The organism is Actinomyces culturomici, assembly GCF_900499005.1.
Lineage (GTDB): Bacteria > Actinomycetota > Actinomycetes > Actinomycetales > Actinomycetaceae > Pauljensenia > Pauljensenia culturomici.
The window spans coordinates 841967-861179 of sequence record NZ_LS991316.1; the positions used below are offsets into that span (position 1 = coordinate 841967).

A 19213-nucleotide genomic window follows, 5' to 3' on the forward strand; every position below is an offset into this window, starting at 1 on the left:
GCGCGGACCACCGGCGTCTGCGGATCTCACACCGGCCCCGGGGCGCCCGGGCGATAGAATCGCCGGGATGAACACGACGCCCGAGATCACGGCCCTCTTCGCGCCGATCGGCCAGCAGACCCGCCGAGGCCCCCTGAAGGAGGGGGACCGCGTCCAGGTGCGCGACCCCAAGGGCCGCTTCCACCAGGTGATCCTCGTGCACGGCGGGAAGTTCCAGTCGAGTCGCGGGGAATTCCTCCACGACGACGTCATCGGGAGGCCCGACGGCCAGGTGATCCGCACCGAGGAGGGCCGCGAGTTCCAGATCCTGCGCCCCCTCATGGTCGACTACGCGATGGCGATGCCGCGCGGCGCCGCCGTCGTCTACCCGAAGGACGCGGGCACGATCCTCCATATGGGCGACGTCTTCCCCGGGGCGACGGTCGTCGAGGCCGGGGCGGGCTCCGGCGCCCTCTCGATGGCCCTTCTCAACGCCGTCGGCCCGAGCGGACGCCTCATCTCGATCGAGCGCCGGTCGGAATTCGCCGACATCGCCCGCGCGAACGTCGAGCTGTGGTTCGGCGCCGCGCACCCCGCGTGGGACCTGCGCGTCGGCGATCTCGCGGACGAGCTCGCGACGATGGAGGAGGCCTCAGTCGACCGGGTCGTCCTCGACATGCTCGCCCCCTGGGAGAACATCGACGCGGTCGCGCGCGCGCTCGCGCCCGGCGGCGTCCTCGTCTGCTACGTCGCGACCGTCACCCAGCTCTCGCGCCTCACCGAGGACCTGCGGGCCGCCCAGTGCTTCACCGACCCGATCGCGTGGGAGGACATGCGCCGCGAGTGGCACCTCGACGGCCTCGCCGTCCGCCCGGAGCACCGGATGGTCGCTCACACCGGCTTCCTCCTCGTGACGCGCAGGCTCGCCCCTGGCACCGCCCCGCAGGCCCGCTCGACGCGGCCCGCGAAGTCCTCGGAGGGGCTCGGCGGGCAGTGGGATGACGAGGAGGGCTGGACCGACGCCGCCGTCGGCGCGAGGACGGCCTCGGAGAAGAAGCTGCGCAAGGTGCGCCGGGACGTCACCGCGAAGGCGGACACCTGGGTCGAAGGACGGGGGAGCGACGATGAGTGAGGACTTCCACCAGAGCCGGGTCGATGAGATGCAGCGCCTCGTCGTCTCGCTCGAGGAGAAGAACGAGCGCCTCGCGAAGGCGCTCACCCAGGTCCGCGGCGAGCTCGTCAAGGTCCAGGCTCAGCTCCTCGAGGTCAACAGGCCCCCGCAGACCCTCGCGATGTTCATCCGCGCCGACATCGCGATGCGCCAAATCGAAGCAGTCGTCAACGGCCGGCACATGCGCCTCGCGGTTGCCCCGAATCTCGATCTCACCTCGCTCTCCTACGGGCAGTGGGTGCGCATCGACGACAAGTTCGTCGCCGTCGCCCCCGACCGCTTCCCGCGGACCGGCTCGATCGCCTCGATCCTCGAGCTCGTCGGCGACGACCGCGTGCTCGTCGCGGGCGAGGCCGGACAGGAGCACCACCTCGTCCTCGCCGGCCCCCTCCGCCACGGGAATCTGCGCCCGGGCGACTCTCTCATGGTCGACCTGCGCGCGGGCGTCGCCGTCGAGCGGATCGTCCGCCGCGACGTCGAGCAGCTCCTCACCCCCGAGACCCCCGACACGACCTACGCGGACATCGGCGGCCTCGACGCGCAGATCCAGCAGGTCCGCGACGCGATCGAGCTCCCGTTCAAGCACCCCGAGCTCTACCGCGCCTACGGGCTGCGCCCGCCGAAGGGGATCCTCCTCTACGGCCCGCCCGGATCGGGAAAGACCCTCATCGCGAAGGCCGTCGCGAACTCCCTGTCGCGCAAGGGGAGCGGGGCGAAGACCTACTTCCTCTCGATCAAGGGCCCCGAGCTCCTCAACAAGTTCGTCGGCGAGACCGAGCGGCAGATCCGCGCGATCTTCGCGCGCGCACGCTCCCTCGCCGCCGGCGACGTCCCCGTCGTCGTCTTCTTCGACGAGATGGAGGCCCTCTTCCGCACACGCGGCACCGGCGTCTCCTCCGACGTCGAGACGATGATCGTCCCCCAGCTCCTCGCCGAGATGGACGGCGTCGAGGCCCTCGACAACGTCGTCATCATCGGCGCGTCGAACCGAGCCGACATGATCGACCCGGCGGTCCTGCGCCCCGGTCGACTCGACGTCCGCATCCGCGTCGAGCGCCCCGACCGGGCCGGCGCCCGCGACGTCTTCACGAAGTACCTCACGTCCGACCTGCCCGTCCGCCCCGACGAGGTCGCCCGCTTCGGCTCGACCGACGCCGCGATCGACGCGATGATCGACGGCGCCGTCGACCGCCTCTTCCGCGAGGACGCCTCGACCGCCCTCTTCGACGCGACCCTCGCCTCCGGGCGCACCCGCCGCATCCACCTCGCCGATGTCGTCTCCGGCGCGATGATCGCCGGAATCGTCGAGCGGGCGAAGAAGCTCGCGATCAAGGACGCGCTCGGCGGGGGCGACCACGGACTCGCCGTCGCGCACGTGCTCGCGGGCGTCGACGAGGAGATGCGCGAGTCGATCGAGCTCGCGGCGACCTCGTCGCCGGACGACTGGGCGCGCACCATCGGGCTGCGCGAGGAGATCGTGGCGATCGCGCCACTGGAGGGATGAGCCGCATGCGAGTGATCGGAACCGAGACCGAGTACGGCGTCTACCGCCCCGGCGACGCGTGGGCGAACCCCATCGCGCTCTCCTCCCAGGCGGTCCGCCTCTACGCCGACCGTTCCCGCATGGGGACTCCCGCCGAGGGAGCGGCCCCCGTCCGCTGGGACTACACGGCGGAGGACCCGCTCAACGACCTGCGCGGAATGCGCCTGTCGCGCGCGGCCGCCGACCCCTCGCTCCTCACCGACGACCCCTACCACCTCGCCCCCTCGGGCGGCTCCGAGCGCATCGCCCGGCCGACCCCCGAGGAGCTCGCCCTGCCCGCGCAGACGACCGCGGTCCTCACGAACGGCGCGCGCCTCTACGTCGACCACGCGCATCCGGAGTACTCGGCGCCCGAGGCCCTCGGCCCTCTCGACGCGACCCTGTGGGACCGCGCGGGCGAGGTCATCGCCGCGCGGATCATCGCCGCCTCGCAGGAGGCCGGGGAGCCGCTCGTCCTCGTGAAGAACAACACCGACGGCAAGGGCGCCGCCTACGGCACCCACGAGAACTACCAGATGCGCCGCGACACGGACCTCGACGACGTCGTCCGCGGCCTCACCCCCTTCTTCGTCACCCGCCCCGTCCTCTGCGGCGCCGGACGCGTCGGTCTCGGCCAGAAGTCGCAGGTCCCCGGCTTCCAGATGTCCCAGCGCGCCGACTTCGTCGAGAACGAGGTCGGCCTCGAGACGACCTTCAACCGGCCGATCGTCAACACCCGCGACGAGCCCCACGCGAACCCCGCGAAGCACCGGCGACTCCACGTCATCGGCGGCGACGGCAACATGTTCGACGTCTCGATCCTCCTCAAGCTCGGAACGACCTCCCTCGTCCTCTGGGCGATCGAGCAGGGGATCGGCCTCGAATGGGACGCCCTCACCCTCGACGACCCCGTCCAGGAGACGTGGAACGTCTCCCACCACCCCGACCTCGACTACCGGATCGGGACCGCCGGGGGCGGCGCCTACACGGCCGCCGAATTCCAGCAGGTGATCCTCGACCTCGTCCTCGCGACCTTCGAGCGGCTCGGCGTCGCGCCCGATCTGGTCGACGCGATGATCCTCGAGCGCTGGCAGTCCGTCCTCGACCGGATGCGCGCCGATCTCTTCTCCGTCGCCGCCGAGGTCGAGTGGGTCGGCAAGTACGCCCTCCTCAAGCGGCAGAAGGAACGCGCGGGCCTCGAATGGGACGACCCGCGCCTCGCCGCGATGGACCTCCAGTGGGCCGACCTGCGGCCCGACCACTCGCTCGCCCTCCGGCTCGCGAAGGCCGGCCGCGTCGAACGACTCTTCACGGACGACGAGGTCGAGGCCGCCGCCGACCGAGCCCCGGCGAACACCCGCGCGCACGCGCGCGGCCGCGCCGTCGCCACCCGCCCCGATCTCGTCAAGGCCTCGTGGACCTCCCTCGTCGTCGACCCGGGCGCCGGCGACCTCGTCCGCTACCCGATCGCCGACGCGCTCGTCGCCGACGCACTCTGAGAGAACCCAAGGAGACACCATGGACAGCACGCGCATCAACGCGCCCTCCGGCTCGGCCGACGAGCCCGACGACCTCGACGCGGCCGGGCAGGTGCAGGCCCGCACCCAGTCGATCGACGACCTCCTCGACGAGATCGACTCGGTCCTCGAGACGAACGCCGAGGCCTTCGTCCAGGGCTTCGTCCAGAAGGGCGGCCAGTGAGGTGAGGCGCCGCGTCGTCGGGATCGAGACGGAGTACGGGCTCATGGCCGCGTCGGCGGACGGCGGGGCCTCGACCATGGACGCCGAGCACGCGGCGCGCCAGCTCTTCGACCCGCTGCTGCGGCGGGGGAGGAGCTCGAACCTCTTCCTCCGCAACGGCGGGCGCCTCTACCTCGACGTCGGCGCGCACCCCGAGTACGCGACCGCCGAGTGCGATCGCCTCGAGGACCTCCTCGAGCAGGACCGGGCGGGCGCCCTCATGCTCGCCGACCTCGCGCTCCAGGCCGACGAGTCGTTCATGGAGGTCGGCGCCCCCGAGCGCCTCCACCTCTTCCGCAACAACCTCGACTCGCAGGGGAACTCCTGCGGCTGCCACGAGAACTACCTCCTCCACCGGCGCCGCGACTTCCGCCAGGTGGCCGACGCCCTCGTCTCCTTCTTCATCACCCGCCAGATCCTCGTCGGCAACGGCTTCATCCGGCGCGGGGCGGGCGGCGCGCAGCTCTCCTTCTCCCAGCGCGCCGAGCAGATGTGGGACGCGGTGTCCTCGGCGACGACGCGCTCGCGCCCGATCATCAACACGCGCGACGAGCCGCTCGCCGACTCCGGCTCCTACCGGCGCATGCACGTCATCGTCGGCGACACGAACGTCGCCGAGCCGACGACCGCCCTCAAGGTCGGAGCGACCGAGATGCTCCTCACCGCGATCGAGGACGGCCTGCGGATCGAGGACCTCGCCCTCGCCGATCCGATGCGCGCGATCCGCGAGATCTCGACCGACCTCACGGGCCGCGCCGAGGTCGAGCTCGCGAGCGGTCGGCGCATGACGGCGGTCGCGATCCAGAAGGAGATCCGCGGCCGCGTCCTCGGCGCGCTCGACGACGCCGAACTCGACGATCTCCACCGGTACGTCGCCGACCTCTGGGGCCGCGGCATCGCCGCGATCGAATCGGGGGATTGGAGCGGCATCGAGACCGAGCTCGACATCGCGATCAAGCGGAAGCTCCTCACCGCCTACGCCGCGAAGGCGGGGACGACCCTCGCCGACCCGCGCGTCGCGCGCCTCGAGCTCTCCTACCACGACATCACCGCCCAGGGCCTCGCCCCGCGCATGGAGCGGGCCGGCCTCATCCGCCGCCTCACCACCGACGAGGGCGTGAGGCGCGCGGTCCGCACGGCCCCGGCGACCACGCGCGCGAGCCTGCGCGGGCGCATCATCGCGGCAGCCGAGGACGCCCGCGCCGACCTCACGGTCGACTGGGTCCACGCGCGCCTCGACGACCAGAGCGCGGCGCCGCTCTCCCTTCAGGATCCGCTCGCGAACGAGGACCCGCGCGTCGACGCCCTCGTCGCCGCGATCTCCGGGGCCGCCCCGGTCCTGCCCGCATGACGCCGCCGCCGAGGAGGGCGTCCCACCGCACCGAACCCGGGCGCGGGCGCGGATCTCGTGCTCGGCGCGCGCCGCGTTCGCACCGGTGGCTCGTGTGGGCCCTCGGTGCGGTGCTCGCGCTCGCCCTCGTCGCGCTCGTCGTCCTCGTTCCGCGCTTCACCGCCCGCGAGGCGAGCGGGCCGCAGTCGGGGATCGTCGGCGCGCTCGACGAGGTGAGCGTCTCCGGGCGCGTCGGAGCGACCCCCGTCGTCGCGCTCGCCGCCCCCGTCGAGGTCGGCGGCGTCAAGGCGAAGGAGCTCGCGACCGGATCCGGCAGGAGCATCACGGAGGGGTCCCCGGTCCTCCTCTCCCTCACCTCCTTCGACGGGGACACCGGCGACTCGCTCTCGACGACCGGGCGCCCCCGCCTCATCGTCGGGGTCGCGAACGCCGACACTCTCGGCGCCGACATCGCGTCGCTCGTCATCGGGCGGACCGAGGGATCCCGGATCCTCGCGATCCACCCCGTCGCCCGGACGGACGGCTCGACGCGCGCGCGCGCCGAGATCACCGTCGTCGACGTGCTCGGCACCATCGCCTACGGGGACGAGAACACGTTCGGGCAGGCGGGCGCCCTCCAGGTGACGATGACGCCGGAGGGGCCGGTCATCAAGCACGACTCCGCGGTCCCCGGAGGGCTGACCGTCCAGACCCTCATCGAGGGGAGCGGGCAGCAGGTGGGCTCCGACGATCGGGTGGTCGCCCAGTTCTCCGTCGTCGGATGGACGGACGGCGTCGTCCGCTCCTCGACCTGGGAGACGGGCATGCCCGAGCTCATCGATCTGTCGAGCGCGATGAAGGGCCTCCGCGAGGCGATCGTCGACCGGCGCGTCGGCTCGCGCCTCGCGATCTCCATTCCCCCGGACCTCGCGACCGGCGACGACACGCTCTGCGTCGTCATCGACGTGCTCGGCGCCGAACCCGCCGACTCCTCGTCCGGGACGTCCGGTGCGGGGACCGCCTCGAGCGGCTCCGCCTCCGGCGCCGACTCCGCGGCATCCGGCGAGCGGGCCGCGCAAAGCGGTTCAGGGGCTTCGCAGTAGGATCGGCCCATGTCCGTAGCGCTCCGCATCATCCCCTGCCTCGACGTCGACGCGGGACGCGTCGTCAAGGGCGTGAACTTCGAGAACCTCCGCGACGCCGGCGACCCCGTCGAGCTCGCCGCCCGTTACGGCGCCGAGGGCGCCGACGAGATCACGTTCCTCGACGTGTCCGCCTCCTCGCAGGGGCGGGCGACGATGCTCGACGTCGTCTCGGCGACGGCCGAGCAGGTCTTCGTCCCCCTCACCGTCGGCGGGGGAGTCCGCTCCGTCGAGGACGTCGCCCGGCTCCTCGCGCACGGCGCCGACAAGGTCGGCGTCAACACCGCGGCGATCCACGATCCCGACCTCATCTCCCGCGTCGCCGATCGCTTCGGCAATCAGGTCCTCGTCCTCTCCGTCGACGCGCGCCGCTGCCCGGAGGGGGTCTCGACCGACTCCGGCTTCGAGGTGACGACGCACGGCGGTAAGCGCTCGACGGGGGTCGACGCCCTCGACTGGGCGGTGCGCGCGGAGGCGCTCGGCGCCGGCGAGATCCTCCTCAACTCGATGGACGCCGACGGCGTGAGGGGCGGATTCGACCTCGCGATGCTCGATCTCTTCCGCACGAACGTCCACGTGCCGCTCATCGCCTCGGGCGGGGCCGGCGAGGTCGCCCACTTCGTCGACGCGGCGCGAACCGGCGCCGACGCGGTCCTCGCGGCCTCGGTCTTCCACTTCGGGCAGGTCGCGATTCCCGAGGTCAAGCGGGCCCTCGCGGCCGAGGGATTCCCCGTCCGCATGTGAACCCGCCCGGAAGACCGGGCCCCGCCTGTGGGACACTGGCGACATGCTGAGATGGATGACCGCCGGTGAGTCCCACGGCCCCGCCCTCGTCGCCGTTCTCGACGGAGCGCCCGCGGGACTGGAGTTCACGACCGCCGACCTCGAGCGGGCCCTCGCCAGACGGCGCCTCGGTCACGGGCGCGGTGCCCGGCAGAAGTTCGAGAAGGACGTCGTCCGCATCGTCGGCGGCGTCCGCCACGGCCTCACGACCGGCGCGCCCATCGCGATCGAGATCGCGAACTCCGAATGGCCGAAGTGGGAGGTCGTGATGTCCGCCGACCCGGTCGACCCCGACGCCCTCCTGGTCGACGCCGGCACCGGGGACGAGCGCGAGATCGCGCGCAACCGCCCGCTCACACGGCCGCGTCCCGGTCACGCCGACCTCGGCGGAATGCTCTCCTACGACCTCCCCGAGGCCCGTCCCGTCCTCGAGCGCGCGAGCGCTCGCGAGACCGCCGCCCGCGTCGCCCTCGGAGCGATCGGAGAGGCGATCCTCGAGCAGGTCGCCGGCATCCGCCTCGCCTCCCACGTCGTGCAGGTCGGTTCCCTGCGAGCGCAGGACCCGGTCCTCCCGCGCCCGGAGGACGGCCCCGCTCTCGACGCTTCCGCGATGCGGACCCTCGACCCCGCGCTCGACGCCGCCTTCGTCGACCTCGTCGACGAGACGAAGAGGAACGGCGACACGATCGGCGGCGTCGTCGAGGTCGTCGCCTGGGGCGTCCCCGTCGGACTCGGCACCCACGTGTCCGCCGACCGCCGCCTCGACGCGCGCCTCGCCGCCGCCCTCATGTCGATCCAGTCCGTCAAGGGCGTCGAGATCGGCGACGGCTTCGCCCAGGCGGCGCTGCCGGGATCGGCCGCCCACGACGAGATCCTCAAGGGACCGGACGGGCGCCTCGTCCGCGGCTCCAACCGCGCCGGCGGAATCGAGGGCGGCGCCTCGAACGGCGAGCCGATCGTCGCGCGCGCCGCCTTCAAGCCGATCTCCACGGTCCCGAGGGCGCTGCGCAGCATCGACCTCGCGACCGGCGAGGAATCGGTCGCCCTCCATCAGCGCTCCGACACGTGCCAGGTCGTCCCCGGCGCCGTCATCGCTCAGGCCGAGGTCGCCCTCGTCCTCGCCGACGCCCTCGACGCGCACGCCGGCGGGAACTCCGTCTCCGAGATGCGCCGGAACCTCGCCGCCTACCTCGAGCGAGTGGGGGAGCGGGCATGAGGCTCTCCCTTCCCCTCGTGCTCGTCGGACTGCCCGGCGCCGGGAAGTCGAAGGTCGGGCGCCTCCTCGCCCGCTCGCTCGGCGTTGACCACGTCGACACCGACGCCCTCATCGAGGCCGAGGCCGGCAAACCGGTCTCCGAGATCTTCGCGAGCGAGGGCGAGGCGGTCTTCCGCGCCCTCGAGGTGCGCGCCGTCGAGAAGGCGCTCGCGTCCAGGGCCGTCGTGTCCCTCGGCGGGGGAGCGGTGACGAGCGAGCCCGTTCGCGCGCTCCTGCGCGGCGCCTCCGTCGTCCGCATCGACGTCGACCACGAGGAACTCGTGCGGCGCGTCTCTCGCAAGAGCCATCGACCGCTCCTGCGCGAGGACCCCGACGGGTCGCTGCGGCGCCTGCGCGCCGAGCGCGAGCCCTACTACGCGGAGGTCGAGTCCGTCCGCATCCACTCCGACGACGGCCCCGCCTGGGAGGTGGCCGAGCGGATCGCGGCGCTCGTCGATCTGCCGTGGACGCCGATCCGCGTCGAGGGGGCGAAGCCCTACGAGGTCCTCGTCGGACGCGGGATCCCCGCCTCCGCGGTGCGCAGCGCCCTGCGTCCCGAGGCGACGAAGGCCCTCATCGTCCACGCGGCGCCCCTCGAGGACGCGGCCCGGGCGCTCGCCGTCGAACTCGAATCCGTCGGGCTCGAGGTCCGCCTCGCCACCCACCCCGACGGGGAGTCTGCGAAGACCCTCGAGGTCGTGTCGGGCCTGTGGGACCTCGCCGGCGAGATGCGCCTCGGACGCGCCGACGCCGTCGTCGCGATCGGCGGGGGCGCGACGACCGACATGGCGGGATTCGTCGCCGCCACGTGGTTGCGCGGCCTCGACCTCGTCACCGTCCCGACGACGCTCCTCGCGATGGTCGACGCGGCCGTCGGCGGCAAGACCGGCATCAACGCGGCCGCCGGGAAGAATCTCATCGGCTCCTTCCATCCGCCGGTCCGCGTCATCTGCGACCTCGACCGCCTGACGAGCCTCCCGGAGGCCGACTTCCGCGCCGGCATGGGCGAGGTCGTCAAGTGCGGCTTCATCGCCGACGAGGAGATCCTCCGCATCGTCGAGACCCATGATCCCGCCGAACTCGTCGACCCCGCGTCGCCCGCCGTGAGGGAGCTCGTCGAGCGGGCGGTCGCCGTCAAGGCGCGCGTCGTGTCCGCCGACCTCGAGGAGTCGGGCCTGCGCGAGATCCTCAACTACGGGCACACACTCGCTCACGCGATCGAGAAGTGCGAGCACTACACGTGGCGCCACGGCGAGGCCGTCGCCGTGGGCTGCGTCTTCGCCGCGCGGCTCGCGCAGGCGAGAGGACTCCTCGACGAGGCTGCGGCGGCCCGTCACATCGCCGCCTTCTCGAGGATGGGCCTTCCGACCTCGTACGACGGCGCGCCGCTCGACGATCTGCTCGCCGCGATGCTCTCCGACAAGAAGGTGCGCGCCGGGCGGCTGCGCTTCGTCCTCCTCGACGGACTCCAGAACCCGAAGACCCACCGCGTGGATCCGGCCGAGCTCGAGGGGCCGGCCCGCATGATCGGAGTGCGCGCATGACCGCCCCCGCCCTCGTCCTCCTCGGAGTATCCGGAGCCGGGAAGACGACCATCGGCCGTCTCCTCGCCGAACTCCTCGACGCGCCCCTCGCTGAGGCCGACGATCGCGTCGAGGCCGCGGTCGGAGCGAGCGTCGCCGACCTCGTCATCGCCCTCGACCCGAGGCTCCCCGACCTGCGCAGGAGCGCCGCCGCGGAGGTCCTCGCAGAAGCCGGCGCGATCGCGACGCTCGGCCCGTCCCAGATCGAGGACCCCGACACCGCCGCGCGCCTGCGGGCCGCGAAGGAGGCGGGAGCCCGCGTCGTCGAACTCGTCGCCGACACCGCAGAAGTCGCCCGGCGCGAGGGGCTCAACCGGCCGCGCTCGGTGGGCCTCGGCGCCCCACGCGCACTCCTCGCGACGATGATCCGCTCGCTCCACGAGAAGTACGCGGATGTGGCGGATTCGTCAGTGGAGACCGGGGGTCGGGACCCCCGCGAGATCGCCGAGGAGATCGCCCGGGAGTGTAGACTTGCGGGCGATTCCCCGAACCCTTGAGATTGAGGTACCCCTGTGGCAACGACGAATGATCTGAAGAACGGCCTCGTCATGGTCATCGACGGACAGCTCTGGCAGGTCGTCGAGTTCCAGCACGTGAAGCCGGGCAAGGGCCCCGCCTTCGTGCGGACGAAGATCAAGAACATCCTCTCCGGCAAGACCGTCGACAAGACCTTCAACGCGGGCCTCAAGATCGAGACCGCCACGGTCGACCGCCGCGACATGACGTACCTCTACCAGGACGGCTCCGACTACGTCTTCATGGACCAGTCGACCTACGAGCAGATCAACGTGCCCGCCGAGACCGTCGGCGACGCCCGCAACTTCATGGTCGAGAACCAGGACGTCATCGTCTCCCAGCACGACGGCACCGTCCTCTTCGTCGAACTCCCCGCGACCGTCGTCCTCGAGATCACGCATACCGAGCCGGGCCTCCAGGGCGACCGCTCCTCGGCCGGCACGAAGCCCGCGACCCTCGAGACCGGCTACGAGATCCAGGTCCCGCTCTTCATGGAGGAGGGCACCCGCGTGAAGGTCGACACCCGCGACGGCTCCTACTCCGGCCGCGTCACCGACTGATGTCGAAAGCCCATCGTTTCACCTCCCGGACGAAGGCCCGCAAGCGCGCGGCCGACGTCGTCTTCGAGGCCGACCAGCGCGGCATGGGGCGCAACCCGGAGGTCCTCCGCGACATCCTGCGCCAGCGCCGCGTGATCACGGCCGCGGAGACGCCGCTGCCCGAGTACTCGATCCGCATCGTCGAGGGCGTCGCCGACAACCTCCGTCGGATCGACGACCTCATCTCGGCGCGGGCGAAGGTCGCGGGCCTCGACCGCATCGCGGCCGTCGACCTCGCGGTCATGCGCGTCGCCGTGTGGGAGATGCTCGAGAACTCCGAGGACGTCCCGCCGATCATCGCGATCGACGAGGCCATCGCGATCGTCAAGTCGCTCTCGACCGACGCCGCTCCGAACTTCGTCAACGGCGTCCTCGACGCGATTCGCCGCGCCCTCGAGGCGCCGGCGTGGTCGCGCCGCTCGTCGATCGACGAGGCCGGAGCGCAGGCGCCGAAGGACGAGGACGAGGATCTCCCGGTCGACGCGGACGCCGACGACCTCGATGAGGACGAAGCGCCGAAGGACGTCGAGGAGGCCGACGACGAGTCCGAGGCGGAAACGACCGCCGATTCCCGGAAGGACTCCGAGGAGTTGAGCGCCGAGGAGCTCGAGGAGCTCGACGAGCTGCTCGGGGAGTACTGAGCGACCCGGACTCCCGATCGATCGAAACGCCGGAGGGGCGGCCAGCATCGCTGGCCGCCCCTCCGTTTCGTTCGAGCGATCCTCAACGATCGGCACCGTTCGACGCGACGACGCGCTTATACCAGCGGGCGCTGTCCTTCGGAGTGCGGACCTGAGTCTCGAAATCGTTGTGGTAGAGGCCGTACTTGAGGTCGTATCCGGACGCCCATTCGAAGTCGTCCATCAGCGTCCACACGAAGTAGCCGCGAACGTTCGCGGCGTCCTCGTCGATGGCCGTCTCGAGGACGTCGAGGAAGTTCCGCAGGGCGTCGATGCGCCCTTGGTCGTGGAGCGCGGTCTCGAGGTCGGGGAGCCCCGTCTCGAGGAACCCGTTCTCCGTGATGAGGATCGGGATCTCGACGTGGAAGCGATCGCGGAGGATCCGCAGGTTGACCCGCATGGCCTCGAAGACGATGAGGCTCGTCCCGAAGCCCCCTTCGGACTCGATGATGACGTCCTGGTAATTGCCTCCGAGGAATTCGGCCTTCTCCTTCGGCGCCTCCTTCACGGAGTCGAAGACCATCGAGTAGCAGTTGAGTCCGTGGAAGTCGAGGGGCTGACTCATCGTCTCGAGGTCGCCCTCCTCGATGCGCGGGAGGATTCCCTCGGCTCCCAGCTGCTCGAGGTAGTAATCGGAGTATCGGCCGTTGCACAGGGGCTCGAGGATCATGCCGTACCCGGCGACTTCGACTTCGCGGGTCGCGACGGCGCGGTCGAGCTCGGAGTCGGGATCCTTCGGCTCGTGATGCCACATGTCGACGACGATTCCGATGCCCGCGGTCTGGAAGTCGTACGTGCGGAAGAGTCTGACGACCTCGCCGTGGGCGACGAGGAGGTTGTGGAGGGCCTGGTAGGCGTACTTCCGGTCGGTGAGGCCCGGCGCGAAGAATCCGAAAGCGTTTCCGACGAAGGTCGCGATGGGCTCGTTAAGGGTCGTCCAATACTTGATGCGCTCTCCGAAGCGATCGAAGAGGACGCGCGCGTACTCGACGAACCAGCCGATGGAATCGCGGTTGCCCCACCCTCCCTTCACCTGGAGCGCGTAGGGGAGGTCCCAGTGGAACATCGTCGCGACCGGTTCGATGCCCTTCGCCTCGAGTTCGTCGAGGAGCGACTCGTAGAAGGCAAGGCCGGCCTCGTTCACCCTGCCCGTACCATCGGGGAGAATGCGCGACCATGAGAAGGAGAACCGGTAGGCGTTGACGCCGAGGTCCGCGAGGAGTGCAACGTCCTCCTTGTAGCGGTGGTAGTGGTCGAGACCGACGAGGGGCGTATAGCCCTTCGATACCTTCCCGGGCATGAGCGAGAAGACGTCCCAGTTCGAGAGGGTCCGGCCCTCGTCGAGGGCGCCGCCTTCGATTTGCGGTGCGGCGGTCGCGGTGCCCCAGAGGAATCCTTCGGGAAACGGCATGTCGTACTCCTTCGTGTGAATGCTCGTCTATTGAGGTGCGTTCGATCGCGGTATCGCGATCGCGATGTTCGCTCGGGCGTCGGCTCGAGCGGACGGTCGATCAGGGGAGGGACACCGCCGTGAGGTCGGCGGGCGCGTCGCATTGGAGGCGCGTTGCGCCGCCGTCGAGGGCGCGCGCGGACCCATCGGGCAGGGCGATGTCGGCGCGGGCGCCCTCCGGGAGCTCGACGTCGAGGAGGAAGCGCCCGTCCTCGATTCGCCATCCGCAGAAGACGCGCCCGAGGCGAGTGAGGCGCTCGGTCGACGCCGAGGTGATCCCGGGCGCCGGGACGGGCGCGATGAGGACCTTCCGATACCCGGCCTCGTCGGCGTCCGGGAACTCGGGGAGTCGCAGGCCGGCGAGGCGCGTGTGGAGGTACGCGGCGACGGCGCCCTTCGAGTAGTGGTTGAGCGACCCGTGGGTCTCGCCCGATTCATCGAGGCCGTCCCAGCGCTCCCAGATCGTCGTCGCGCCGGCGTCGAGCATCCCGAGCCACGAGGGACGTCCCCGGCGCATGAGAAGGCGGTGGGCGACGTCGGCCCGGCCGCCGTCGGCGAGCACGGGCAGGAGCATTCCCGTCGCGAGGAACCCCGTGTTGAGGCGGTCCCCGGCCTCGTGAACGAGCTGCGCGAGCCGATCGACGAGGGCGGGGCGGGCTCCTTCGGGGACGAGGTCGAAGGCGAGCGCTCGGACGTAGTGGGCCTGGCGCTCCACGACGAGGCGGGAGCCGTCGACGAGGTATTCGTTCGTCCAGGCGCGCGTCGCGCCCTCGGCGATGCGCGAGTAGCGCGCGGACGCCTCTTGGTCGTCGAGGAGACGGGCGGTGGCGGCGGCGATCCGCGCCGAGCGCGCGAGGTACGCGGTCGCGACGATCCCGTTGTCGGCGCTCGCGTCGGGGGCCGGCGGCACGTCCGGTTCGAGCCATTCGCCGAAGTGGAAGCCCGTGTCCCAGAGGAATTCCTCCCACTCCGCCGCTTCGGGTCGGTGCGCCGCGCGATCGGGGTGGCGGTGCGAGGCGGCGCAGGCCGCGGCGTAATCGACCCAGCGGCGCATCGCCGGATAGGAGCGGCCGAGCGATCCGAGATCGCCGTAGGCGCGCCACAGCTCCCAGGGGACGATGGCCGCGGCGTCTCCCCAACCGGCGGAGCCCGCCGAGGCGTCCTCGAAGGCGATGCCCGAGGGCGCGTCGCCTCCCGGGTTCGGAACGATCGTCGGAATGCGCCCGTCGGCCCACTGATCGGCGGCGAGGTCGGCGAGCCAGCTCTCGGAGAAGGACTCGACGTCGGCGAGGATCGCGCCGGTCTCGACGAAGATCTGCCAGTCCCCGGTGAAGCCCGAACGCTCGCGCTGCGGGCAGTCGGTGGGAACGCCGCAGGCGTTGTCGCGCAGGCTCCATCGCACGACCTCGTGGAGGCGCTCGAGCTCGGGATTCGAGCAGGCGAACTCCCCGGTGCGGGCGAGGTCGGTGTGAACGACGACGGCGCTCACGTCCTCGGGACCGATCTCGACGGACCCGTCGATCTGGACGTAGCGGAAGCCGTGCGTCGTGGACCGCGGCTCGAAGACCTCGCCCGGTCGGCCAGCGGACACGACCTCGTCGATCTGGCCGGCGGGGAGGAGGTCGCCGGTCGCGAAGACGAAGGCGCGGAGGTGGTCGGTGGTGACGCATCCGGACGCGTCGAGGGCCTCGCCGTGAACGAGGCGGAGGCGGGTGCCGGCCGGGCCGAGCGCGCGCAGACGCACCCAACCGTTGATCGCCTGCCCGAAGTCGACGACGGTCGTGCCGGGGCGCGGCGTCGTGAGGGCGACGGGGGAGAGCTCCTCGATCCGACGGATCGGTGGGGCGAGCGGGGCGACGAGGCGCGCGCGGTTCTCGACGAGGGGGCCGTCGGCGGGCTCGACGGGCTCCCACCCGGTGCCGCCGCCGGTGAACCAGGCGGGGTCGTACTCGCGCAGATCGACGCGCTCGCCGTCCATGAGGTCGGCCGCGAGGATGTGGGAGCGCCGGGTCTCCCAGGAGTGGTCGGTCGCTGCGAGAACTCGACCGTCCTCGGTCGCGAGAGAGGCGAGGACCGCGGTCCGCGCGCCGAAGCCGTCGGCGCGCCTCTCGAAGCCGTGACGGCCGCGGAACCAGCCGTCCGCAAGGAGCGCGACGAGGACGTTGCGGCCCGGCACGAGGAGATCGGAGACGTCGTGCGAGACGACCTGGAGTCGCTTGCGGTAGGCGGTGAAGCCCGGCTCGAGCTCCGCGTCGCCGACCCGCGCTCCGTTGAGGAAGAACTCGACGACGCCGTGGGCGGTGGCGGAGAGAACCGCACGACGAACGTCCGCGCTCACTTCGAAGATCGTGCGCAGCAGGTACGCCGGTCGGGCGCCGGGCGAGGGGATCTCCGGTTCCGTCGGCGAGATCCACGTCGCGTTCGCGAGGGCTTCGCGGGCGGCGATGTCCTCGGGGGACGCGACGGGGGCTGCGGCGCGGGTCGTCTGAGCGTTCATCGTTCGACACTTCCTCATCATCGAGTTCGTGACGCCGAGTTAACAACTGGTCGGGAATACTTGTCAAGGCGGTCGGCTTAGGTCTACCGTGTCGCCAACGGGCACGGCAGCGCCCGATGAAGCAAAGGAGCTCGACAATGACTGCTACCGCACAACAACCGCCCCTCGACGAGATCCCCGCGCAGGCAGCGGGCGCCTCCGAGGAGCGCACGGGGCTCGCGAGCCCCGGAGGCACGATCACGGCCCTCATCGGCGCGGCCTCCATCACCCTGATGTCGGCCCTCCTCTCGGTCGGCATCACGACGATGCCGCTCAAGGCGACCGAGATCGACGTCGCGACGTCGACGACGATCCTCGCGGTGGCGAACGCCTGCGCGGGCGCGGTCGCCCTCGTCCTCAACCCCGTCATGGGCCGCTTCTCCGACCGGACTCTCGGGCGATTCGGACGTCGCCGTCCCTACATCGTCGCGGGCTCGCTCCTCATCGTTCTCGGCGCGTTCCTCATGCTCCGCGCCTCCAACCTCGCCCTCGTCGCCCTCGCCTGGGCCGTGATGACCGTCGGCCAGATCGCCGCGCAGGCCGGAACCTTCGCCATCGTCCCCGATCAGTACGATCCCGAACGGCGCGGCGTCGTCTCCGGCATCATCGGCGTGGCCGGATCGGCCGGCGTCATCCTCGGGCTCTTCATCGCGAGCCTCGTCTCCCCGAACCTCGCGCTCATGATCATGCTGCCCGCGCTCCTCGCGCTCGTCTGCAACCTCGCCCTCGTCGCCGTCGTGAAGGACGAGCCGATCCGCCCCGAGGACCGCCCCGCCTTCGCCCTGCGCGAAGCCTTCGGCACCTTCTGGGTGAACCCGCGCCAGTACCCCGACTTCGTCTTCGCGCTCGTCTCCCGCTTCGCCGTCTTCTGGGCGATCGCCGCCGTCAACGCCTACCAGGCGGTCTACCTCATCATGGGGCTCGGCATCCCGCCCGAGCAGATCGCCGGCAAGATGTTCCTCGTCAACCTCATCTCCGGCGGACTCGCCCTCGCCTTCGCGACCATTCTCGGCAAGGTCTCCGACAAGGTCGGTCGGCGCAAGCTGTTCGTCATCATCGCCGCCGTCGTCTTCGCCGTCGGGCTCGGGCTCATCGCCCACGCCCACGCGTTCTCCGCATTCGTCGTCGGCGCGGCCGTCATGGGCATCGGCATGGGCACCTACCTCGCCGTCGACTTCGCGCTCATCACCCAGGTGCTGCCGGATCCGTCGAATCCGGCGAAGGACCTCGGGATCATGAACCTCGCGAGCGCCCTGCCGAACATCCTCGTCCCGGCGGTCGCCCCCGCGCTCCTCGCGATCGGAGCCTCCGCGACCTCGCCCTCGAACTTCACGCTCTTCTTCGCCGTCGCGGCCGTCGCCGGAGCGATCGGCGCGCTCCTCATCATCCCGATCCGCGGCGTCAAGTAGTCGGATTCGGGCGACCCGAGTCGCTCAGGAGAGACGCGAGGGCCGCGCCGCCGATTCCACCGGCGGCGCGGCCCTCCCGCGTGCTCAGTCGGCGTCGGGCGTCGTGGCCGCGGGCTCGAGGAGATCGACCGTCGAGTACATCTGGAGCTGGGCCCGAACCGCTCCGACGAGGTCGATCGCGTCGGGATCGAGGAGCCACTGCGGATCGAGGCCGTCGCGCATCCCCGCGATCTGCACCGCCGCCGTCGCGACGTCGAGCTCGGGCCTGGCGTAGAGGCCGCGGCGCCGAAGATCCTCGAGCGCGAGGCGCGCCCATTCGCGGACCTGCTCGTACCAGCGCCTGAAGTAGCCGTACGCGGGGTGCCCGGGCGCGAGGGCCTCCGAGGAGAGGATGCGGTACATCCGCAGATCGTCGGGATCCTCCATGTCGTGGACGGCGAGGTCGACGAGGGCTCGGAGAAGGGCGACGCCGTCGGACGGATCGAGGACGGTGTCCGACATTCCGCGATCGAGTCGACGATCGAGAACCGCTTCGAGGAGGGCGTTCTTGTCGGGGAAGTGGTGGAGGAGGCCCGTGTGGGAGATCCCCGCGCGCACAGCGATATCGCGGATCGTCGCCCCGTTGAACCCGTGCTCGGTGAAGGCGGACACCGCGGCGTCGAGGATCTGCTCGCGGCGGTTCGCGCTCGCCTCCGCCTGGCGGTTGACCTTCCTCTTGACGGGAACGTCGTCGGTTAGGGGCATGGGTCCTCCTCGCTCTCACCCCGAAGGCTACCGCGGGCCGCGGGGCGACGAGGTCGGGGCGGGCGTCGGTCGAGGGGAGCGACGGGCCACGTGCACGATCCCGCACCGCGGATGCCCGGGCGCCGGGAGACCGAGTGCGGGTAGGCTGCGCAGCGGAAGCATTCCTTTAAGGACCGTCCAGAGAGGCGGGGAAGGAGATCCTCATGGGATCAGTGCATTCATCCACCGATCGAGCCCTGCGGGGCAGGGAGGTCCTCGGCGCCGACGACGTCGCCCGCTCCCTCACCCGCATCGCCTTCGAGATCATCGAGCGCAACGGCGGGGGAGACGACCTCGTCATCGCCGGCATCCCGACGCGCGGCGCCACACTCGCGCGCAGGCTCGTGCGCCGCATCGAGGAGGTCGGCGGACCGCGAGCCGACCTCGCGATCATCGACACGACGATGTACCGCGACGACCTGCGGACCCAGCCCCTTCGCGCTCCTCAGGAGACGAGCGTGCCGGCCGCCGGGATCGACGCGCGGACGGTCGTCCTCGTCGACGACGTCCTCTACACGGGCCGGACGATCAAGGCCGCGCTCGACGCGCTCTCCGGAATCGGGCGCCCCGCCGCGGTCCAGCTCGCCGTCCTCGTCGACCGCGGGCACCGCGAGCTCCCCATCCGCCCCGACTACGTCGGCAAGAACCTCCCGACCTCGCGCGCGGAGACGGTGACGATCCTCCTGGAGGAGACCGACGGGCGCGACGCCGTCCTCCTGGGAAGGAACGACTGAC

Annotated in this window: 17 protein-coding genes; 14 read left to right on the plus strand and 3 right to left on the minus strand. The window is 71.3% G+C overall.

What is annotated here, in order from left to right:
• Positions 1 to 67: 67 nt before the first annotated feature.
• The 12 genes from DY157_RS03630 to nusB all read left to right on the plus strand — a co-directional run bounded on the left by DY157_RS03630 (position 68) and on the right by nusB (position 12261).
• Positions 68 to 1111 carry a tRNA (adenine-N1)-methyltransferase gene (locus tag DY157_RS03630; protein WP_115727263.1) on the plus strand — a complete coding sequence of 348 codons (1044 nt, stop codon included), beginning with the start codon at positions 68 to 70 and terminating at the stop codon, positions 1109 to 1111.
• Complete coding sequence (gene arc, locus DY157_RS03635; RefSeq protein ID WP_115727264.1) at positions 1104 to 2654, plus strand: proteasome ATPase; 1551 nt, start codon at positions 1104 to 1106, stop codon at positions 2652 to 2654. The genes DY157_RS03630 and arc overlap by 8 nt, the downstream gene beginning before the upstream one ends.
• Positions 2651 to 4171, plus strand: coding sequence for a depupylase/deamidase Dop (dop, locus tag DY157_RS03640; protein ID WP_115727265.1), 1521 nt, complete (start codon positions 2651 to 2653; stop codon positions 4169 to 4171). The genes arc and dop overlap by 4 nt, the downstream gene beginning before the upstream one ends.
• A 19-nt stretch (positions 4172 to 4190) precedes the next feature.
• Positions 4191 to 4373 (plus strand): ubiquitin-like protein Pup, encoded by a 183-nt coding sequence (locus tag DY157_RS03645; protein WP_115727266.1) that lies wholly within the window; start codon positions 4191 to 4193, stop codon positions 4371 to 4373.
• 1 nt (position 4374) lies between these two features.
• The gene (gene pafA / locus DY157_RS03650) at positions 4375 to 5763 is read left to right on the plus strand and encodes a Pup--protein ligase (protein ID WP_115727267.1); all 1389 of its coding nucleotides are present in this window, start codon (positions 4375 to 4377) and stop codon (positions 5761 to 5763) included.
• Positions 5764 to 5855: 92 nt separating this feature from the next.
• Positions 5856 to 6845: an FKBP-type peptidyl-prolyl cis-trans isomerase gene (locus DY157_RS03655; protein ID WP_175578448.1), complete on the plus strand. Its 990-nt coding sequence runs from the start codon at positions 5856 to 5858 to the stop codon at positions 6843 to 6845.
• Positions 6846 to 6854: 9 nt separating this feature from the next.
• Positions 6855 to 7628 (plus strand): imidazole glycerol phosphate synthase subunit HisF, encoded by a 774-nt coding sequence (gene hisF, locus DY157_RS03660; protein ID WP_115727268.1) that lies wholly within the window; start codon positions 6855 to 6857, stop codon positions 7626 to 7628.
• Positions 7629 to 7671: 43 nt separating this feature from the next.
• Complete coding sequence (gene aroC / locus DY157_RS03665; protein WP_115727269.1) at positions 7672 to 8883, plus strand: chorismate synthase; 1212 nt, start codon at positions 7672 to 7674, stop codon at positions 8881 to 8883.
• Positions 8880 to 10466, plus strand: a complete 1587-nt coding sequence (gene aroB, locus DY157_RS03670) for a 3-dehydroquinate synthase (protein ID WP_115727270.1) — start codon at positions 8880 to 8882, stop codon at positions 10464 to 10466. Before aroC ends, aroB begins: the two co-directional genes overlap by 4 nt.
• Positions 10463 to 11002, plus strand: a complete 540-nt coding sequence (locus DY157_RS03675; RefSeq protein WP_115727271.1) for a shikimate kinase — start codon at positions 10463 to 10465, stop codon at positions 11000 to 11002. Before aroB ends, DY157_RS03675 begins: the two co-directional genes overlap by 4 nt.
• A gap of 15 nt (positions 11003 to 11017) precedes the next feature.
• Positions 11018 to 11581 carry an elongation factor P gene (gene efp, locus DY157_RS03680; RefSeq protein WP_115727272.1) on the plus strand — a complete coding sequence of 188 codons (564 nt, stop codon included), beginning with the start codon at positions 11018 to 11020 and terminating at the stop codon, positions 11579 to 11581.
• Positions 11581 to 12261, plus strand: coding sequence for a transcription antitermination factor NusB (nusB, locus tag DY157_RS03685; RefSeq protein ID WP_115727273.1), 681 nt, complete (start codon positions 11581 to 11583; stop codon positions 12259 to 12261). The genes efp and nusB overlap by 1 nt, the downstream gene beginning before the upstream one ends.
• Positions 12262 to 12343: 82 nt before the next feature.
• Here nusB and DY157_RS03690 read toward each other — a convergent pair whose 3' ends face one another.
• Both DY157_RS03690 and DY157_RS03695 read right to left on the minus strand, forming a co-directional pair.
• On the minus strand, positions 12344 to 13711 hold the full coding sequence (locus tag DY157_RS03690; protein WP_115727274.1) for a glycoside hydrolase family 1 protein: 1368 nt from the start codon (positions 13709 to 13711) through the stop codon (positions 12344 to 12346).
• 100 nt (positions 13712 to 13811) lie between these two features.
• Positions 13812 to 16247, minus strand: a complete 2436-nt coding sequence (locus tag DY157_RS03695; RefSeq protein ID WP_115727275.1) for an alpha-L-rhamnosidase — start codon at positions 16245 to 16247, stop codon at positions 13812 to 13814.
• Between the two features lie 137 nt (positions 16248 to 16384).
• Between DY157_RS03695 and DY157_RS03700 the strand changes: the two genes are divergently transcribed.
• Complete coding sequence (locus tag DY157_RS03700) at positions 16385 to 17695, plus strand: MFS transporter (RefSeq protein ID WP_160159439.1); 1311 nt, start codon at positions 16385 to 16387, stop codon at positions 17693 to 17695.
• 84 nt (positions 17696 to 17779) lie between these two features.
• Here the strand turns inward: DY157_RS03700 and DY157_RS03705 are convergent, their stop codons facing one another.
• Positions 17780 to 18439, minus strand: coding sequence for a TetR/AcrR family transcriptional regulator (locus DY157_RS03705; RefSeq protein WP_115727277.1), 660 nt, complete (start codon positions 18437 to 18439; stop codon positions 17780 to 17782).
• Positions 18440 to 18642: 203 nt separating this feature from the next.
• Between DY157_RS03705 and pyrR the strand changes: the two genes are divergently transcribed.
• Positions 18643 to 19212, plus strand: coding sequence for a bifunctional pyr operon transcriptional regulator/uracil phosphoribosyltransferase PyrR (gene pyrR / locus DY157_RS03710; RefSeq protein WP_115727278.1), 570 nt, complete (start codon positions 18643 to 18645; stop codon positions 19210 to 19212).
• Position 19213: the final 1 nt, after the last annotated feature.

Coding starts and splice junctions, on each gene's coding strand:
- DY157_RS03695 (WP_115727275.1), bottom strand. CDS start 16,247: ATGAACGCTCAGACGACCCGCGCCGCAGCCCCCGTCGCGTCCCCCGAG.
- DY157_RS03705 (WP_115727277.1), bottom strand. CDS start 18,439: ATGCCCCTAACCGACGACGTTCCCGTCAAGAGGAAGGTCAACCGCCAG.
- aroC (WP_115727269.1), top strand. CDS start 7,672: ATGCTGAGATGGATGACCGCCGGTGAGTCCCACGGCCCCGCCCTCGTC.
- aroB (WP_115727270.1), top strand. CDS start 8,880: ATGAGGCTCTCCCTTCCCCTCGTGCTCGTCGGACTGCCCGGCGCCGGG.
- dop (WP_115727265.1), top strand. CDS start 2,651: ATGAGCCGCATGCGAGTGATCGGAACCGAGACCGAGTACGGCGTCTAC.
- DY157_RS03690 (WP_115727274.1), bottom strand. CDS start 13,711: ATGCCGTTTCCCGAAGGATTCCTCTGGGGCACCGCGACCGCCGCACCG.
- hisF (WP_115727268.1), top strand. CDS start 6,855: ATGTCCGTAGCGCTCCGCATCATCCCCTGCCTCGACGTCGACGCGGGA.
- DY157_RS03675 (WP_115727271.1), top strand. CDS start 10,463: ATGACCGCCCCCGCCCTCGTCCTCCTCGGAGTATCCGGAGCCGGGAAG.
- DY157_RS03630 (WP_115727263.1), top strand. CDS start 68: ATGAACACGACGCCCGAGATCACGGCCCTCTTCGCGCCGATCGGCCAG.
- arc (WP_115727264.1), top strand. CDS start 1,104: ATGAGTGAGGACTTCCACCAGAGCCGGGTCGATGAGATGCAGCGCCTC.
- pyrR (WP_115727278.1), top strand. CDS start 18,643: ATGGGATCAGTGCATTCATCCACCGATCGAGCCCTGCGGGGCAGGGAG.
- DY157_RS03700 (WP_160159439.1), top strand. CDS start 16,385: ATGACTGCTACCGCACAACAACCGCCCCTCGACGAGATCCCCGCGCAG.
- nusB (WP_115727273.1), top strand. CDS start 11,581: ATGTCGAAAGCCCATCGTTTCACCTCCCGGACGAAGGCCCGCAAGCGC.
- DY157_RS03645 (WP_115727266.1), top strand. CDS start 4,191: ATGGACAGCACGCGCATCAACGCGCCCTCCGGCTCGGCCGACGAGCCC.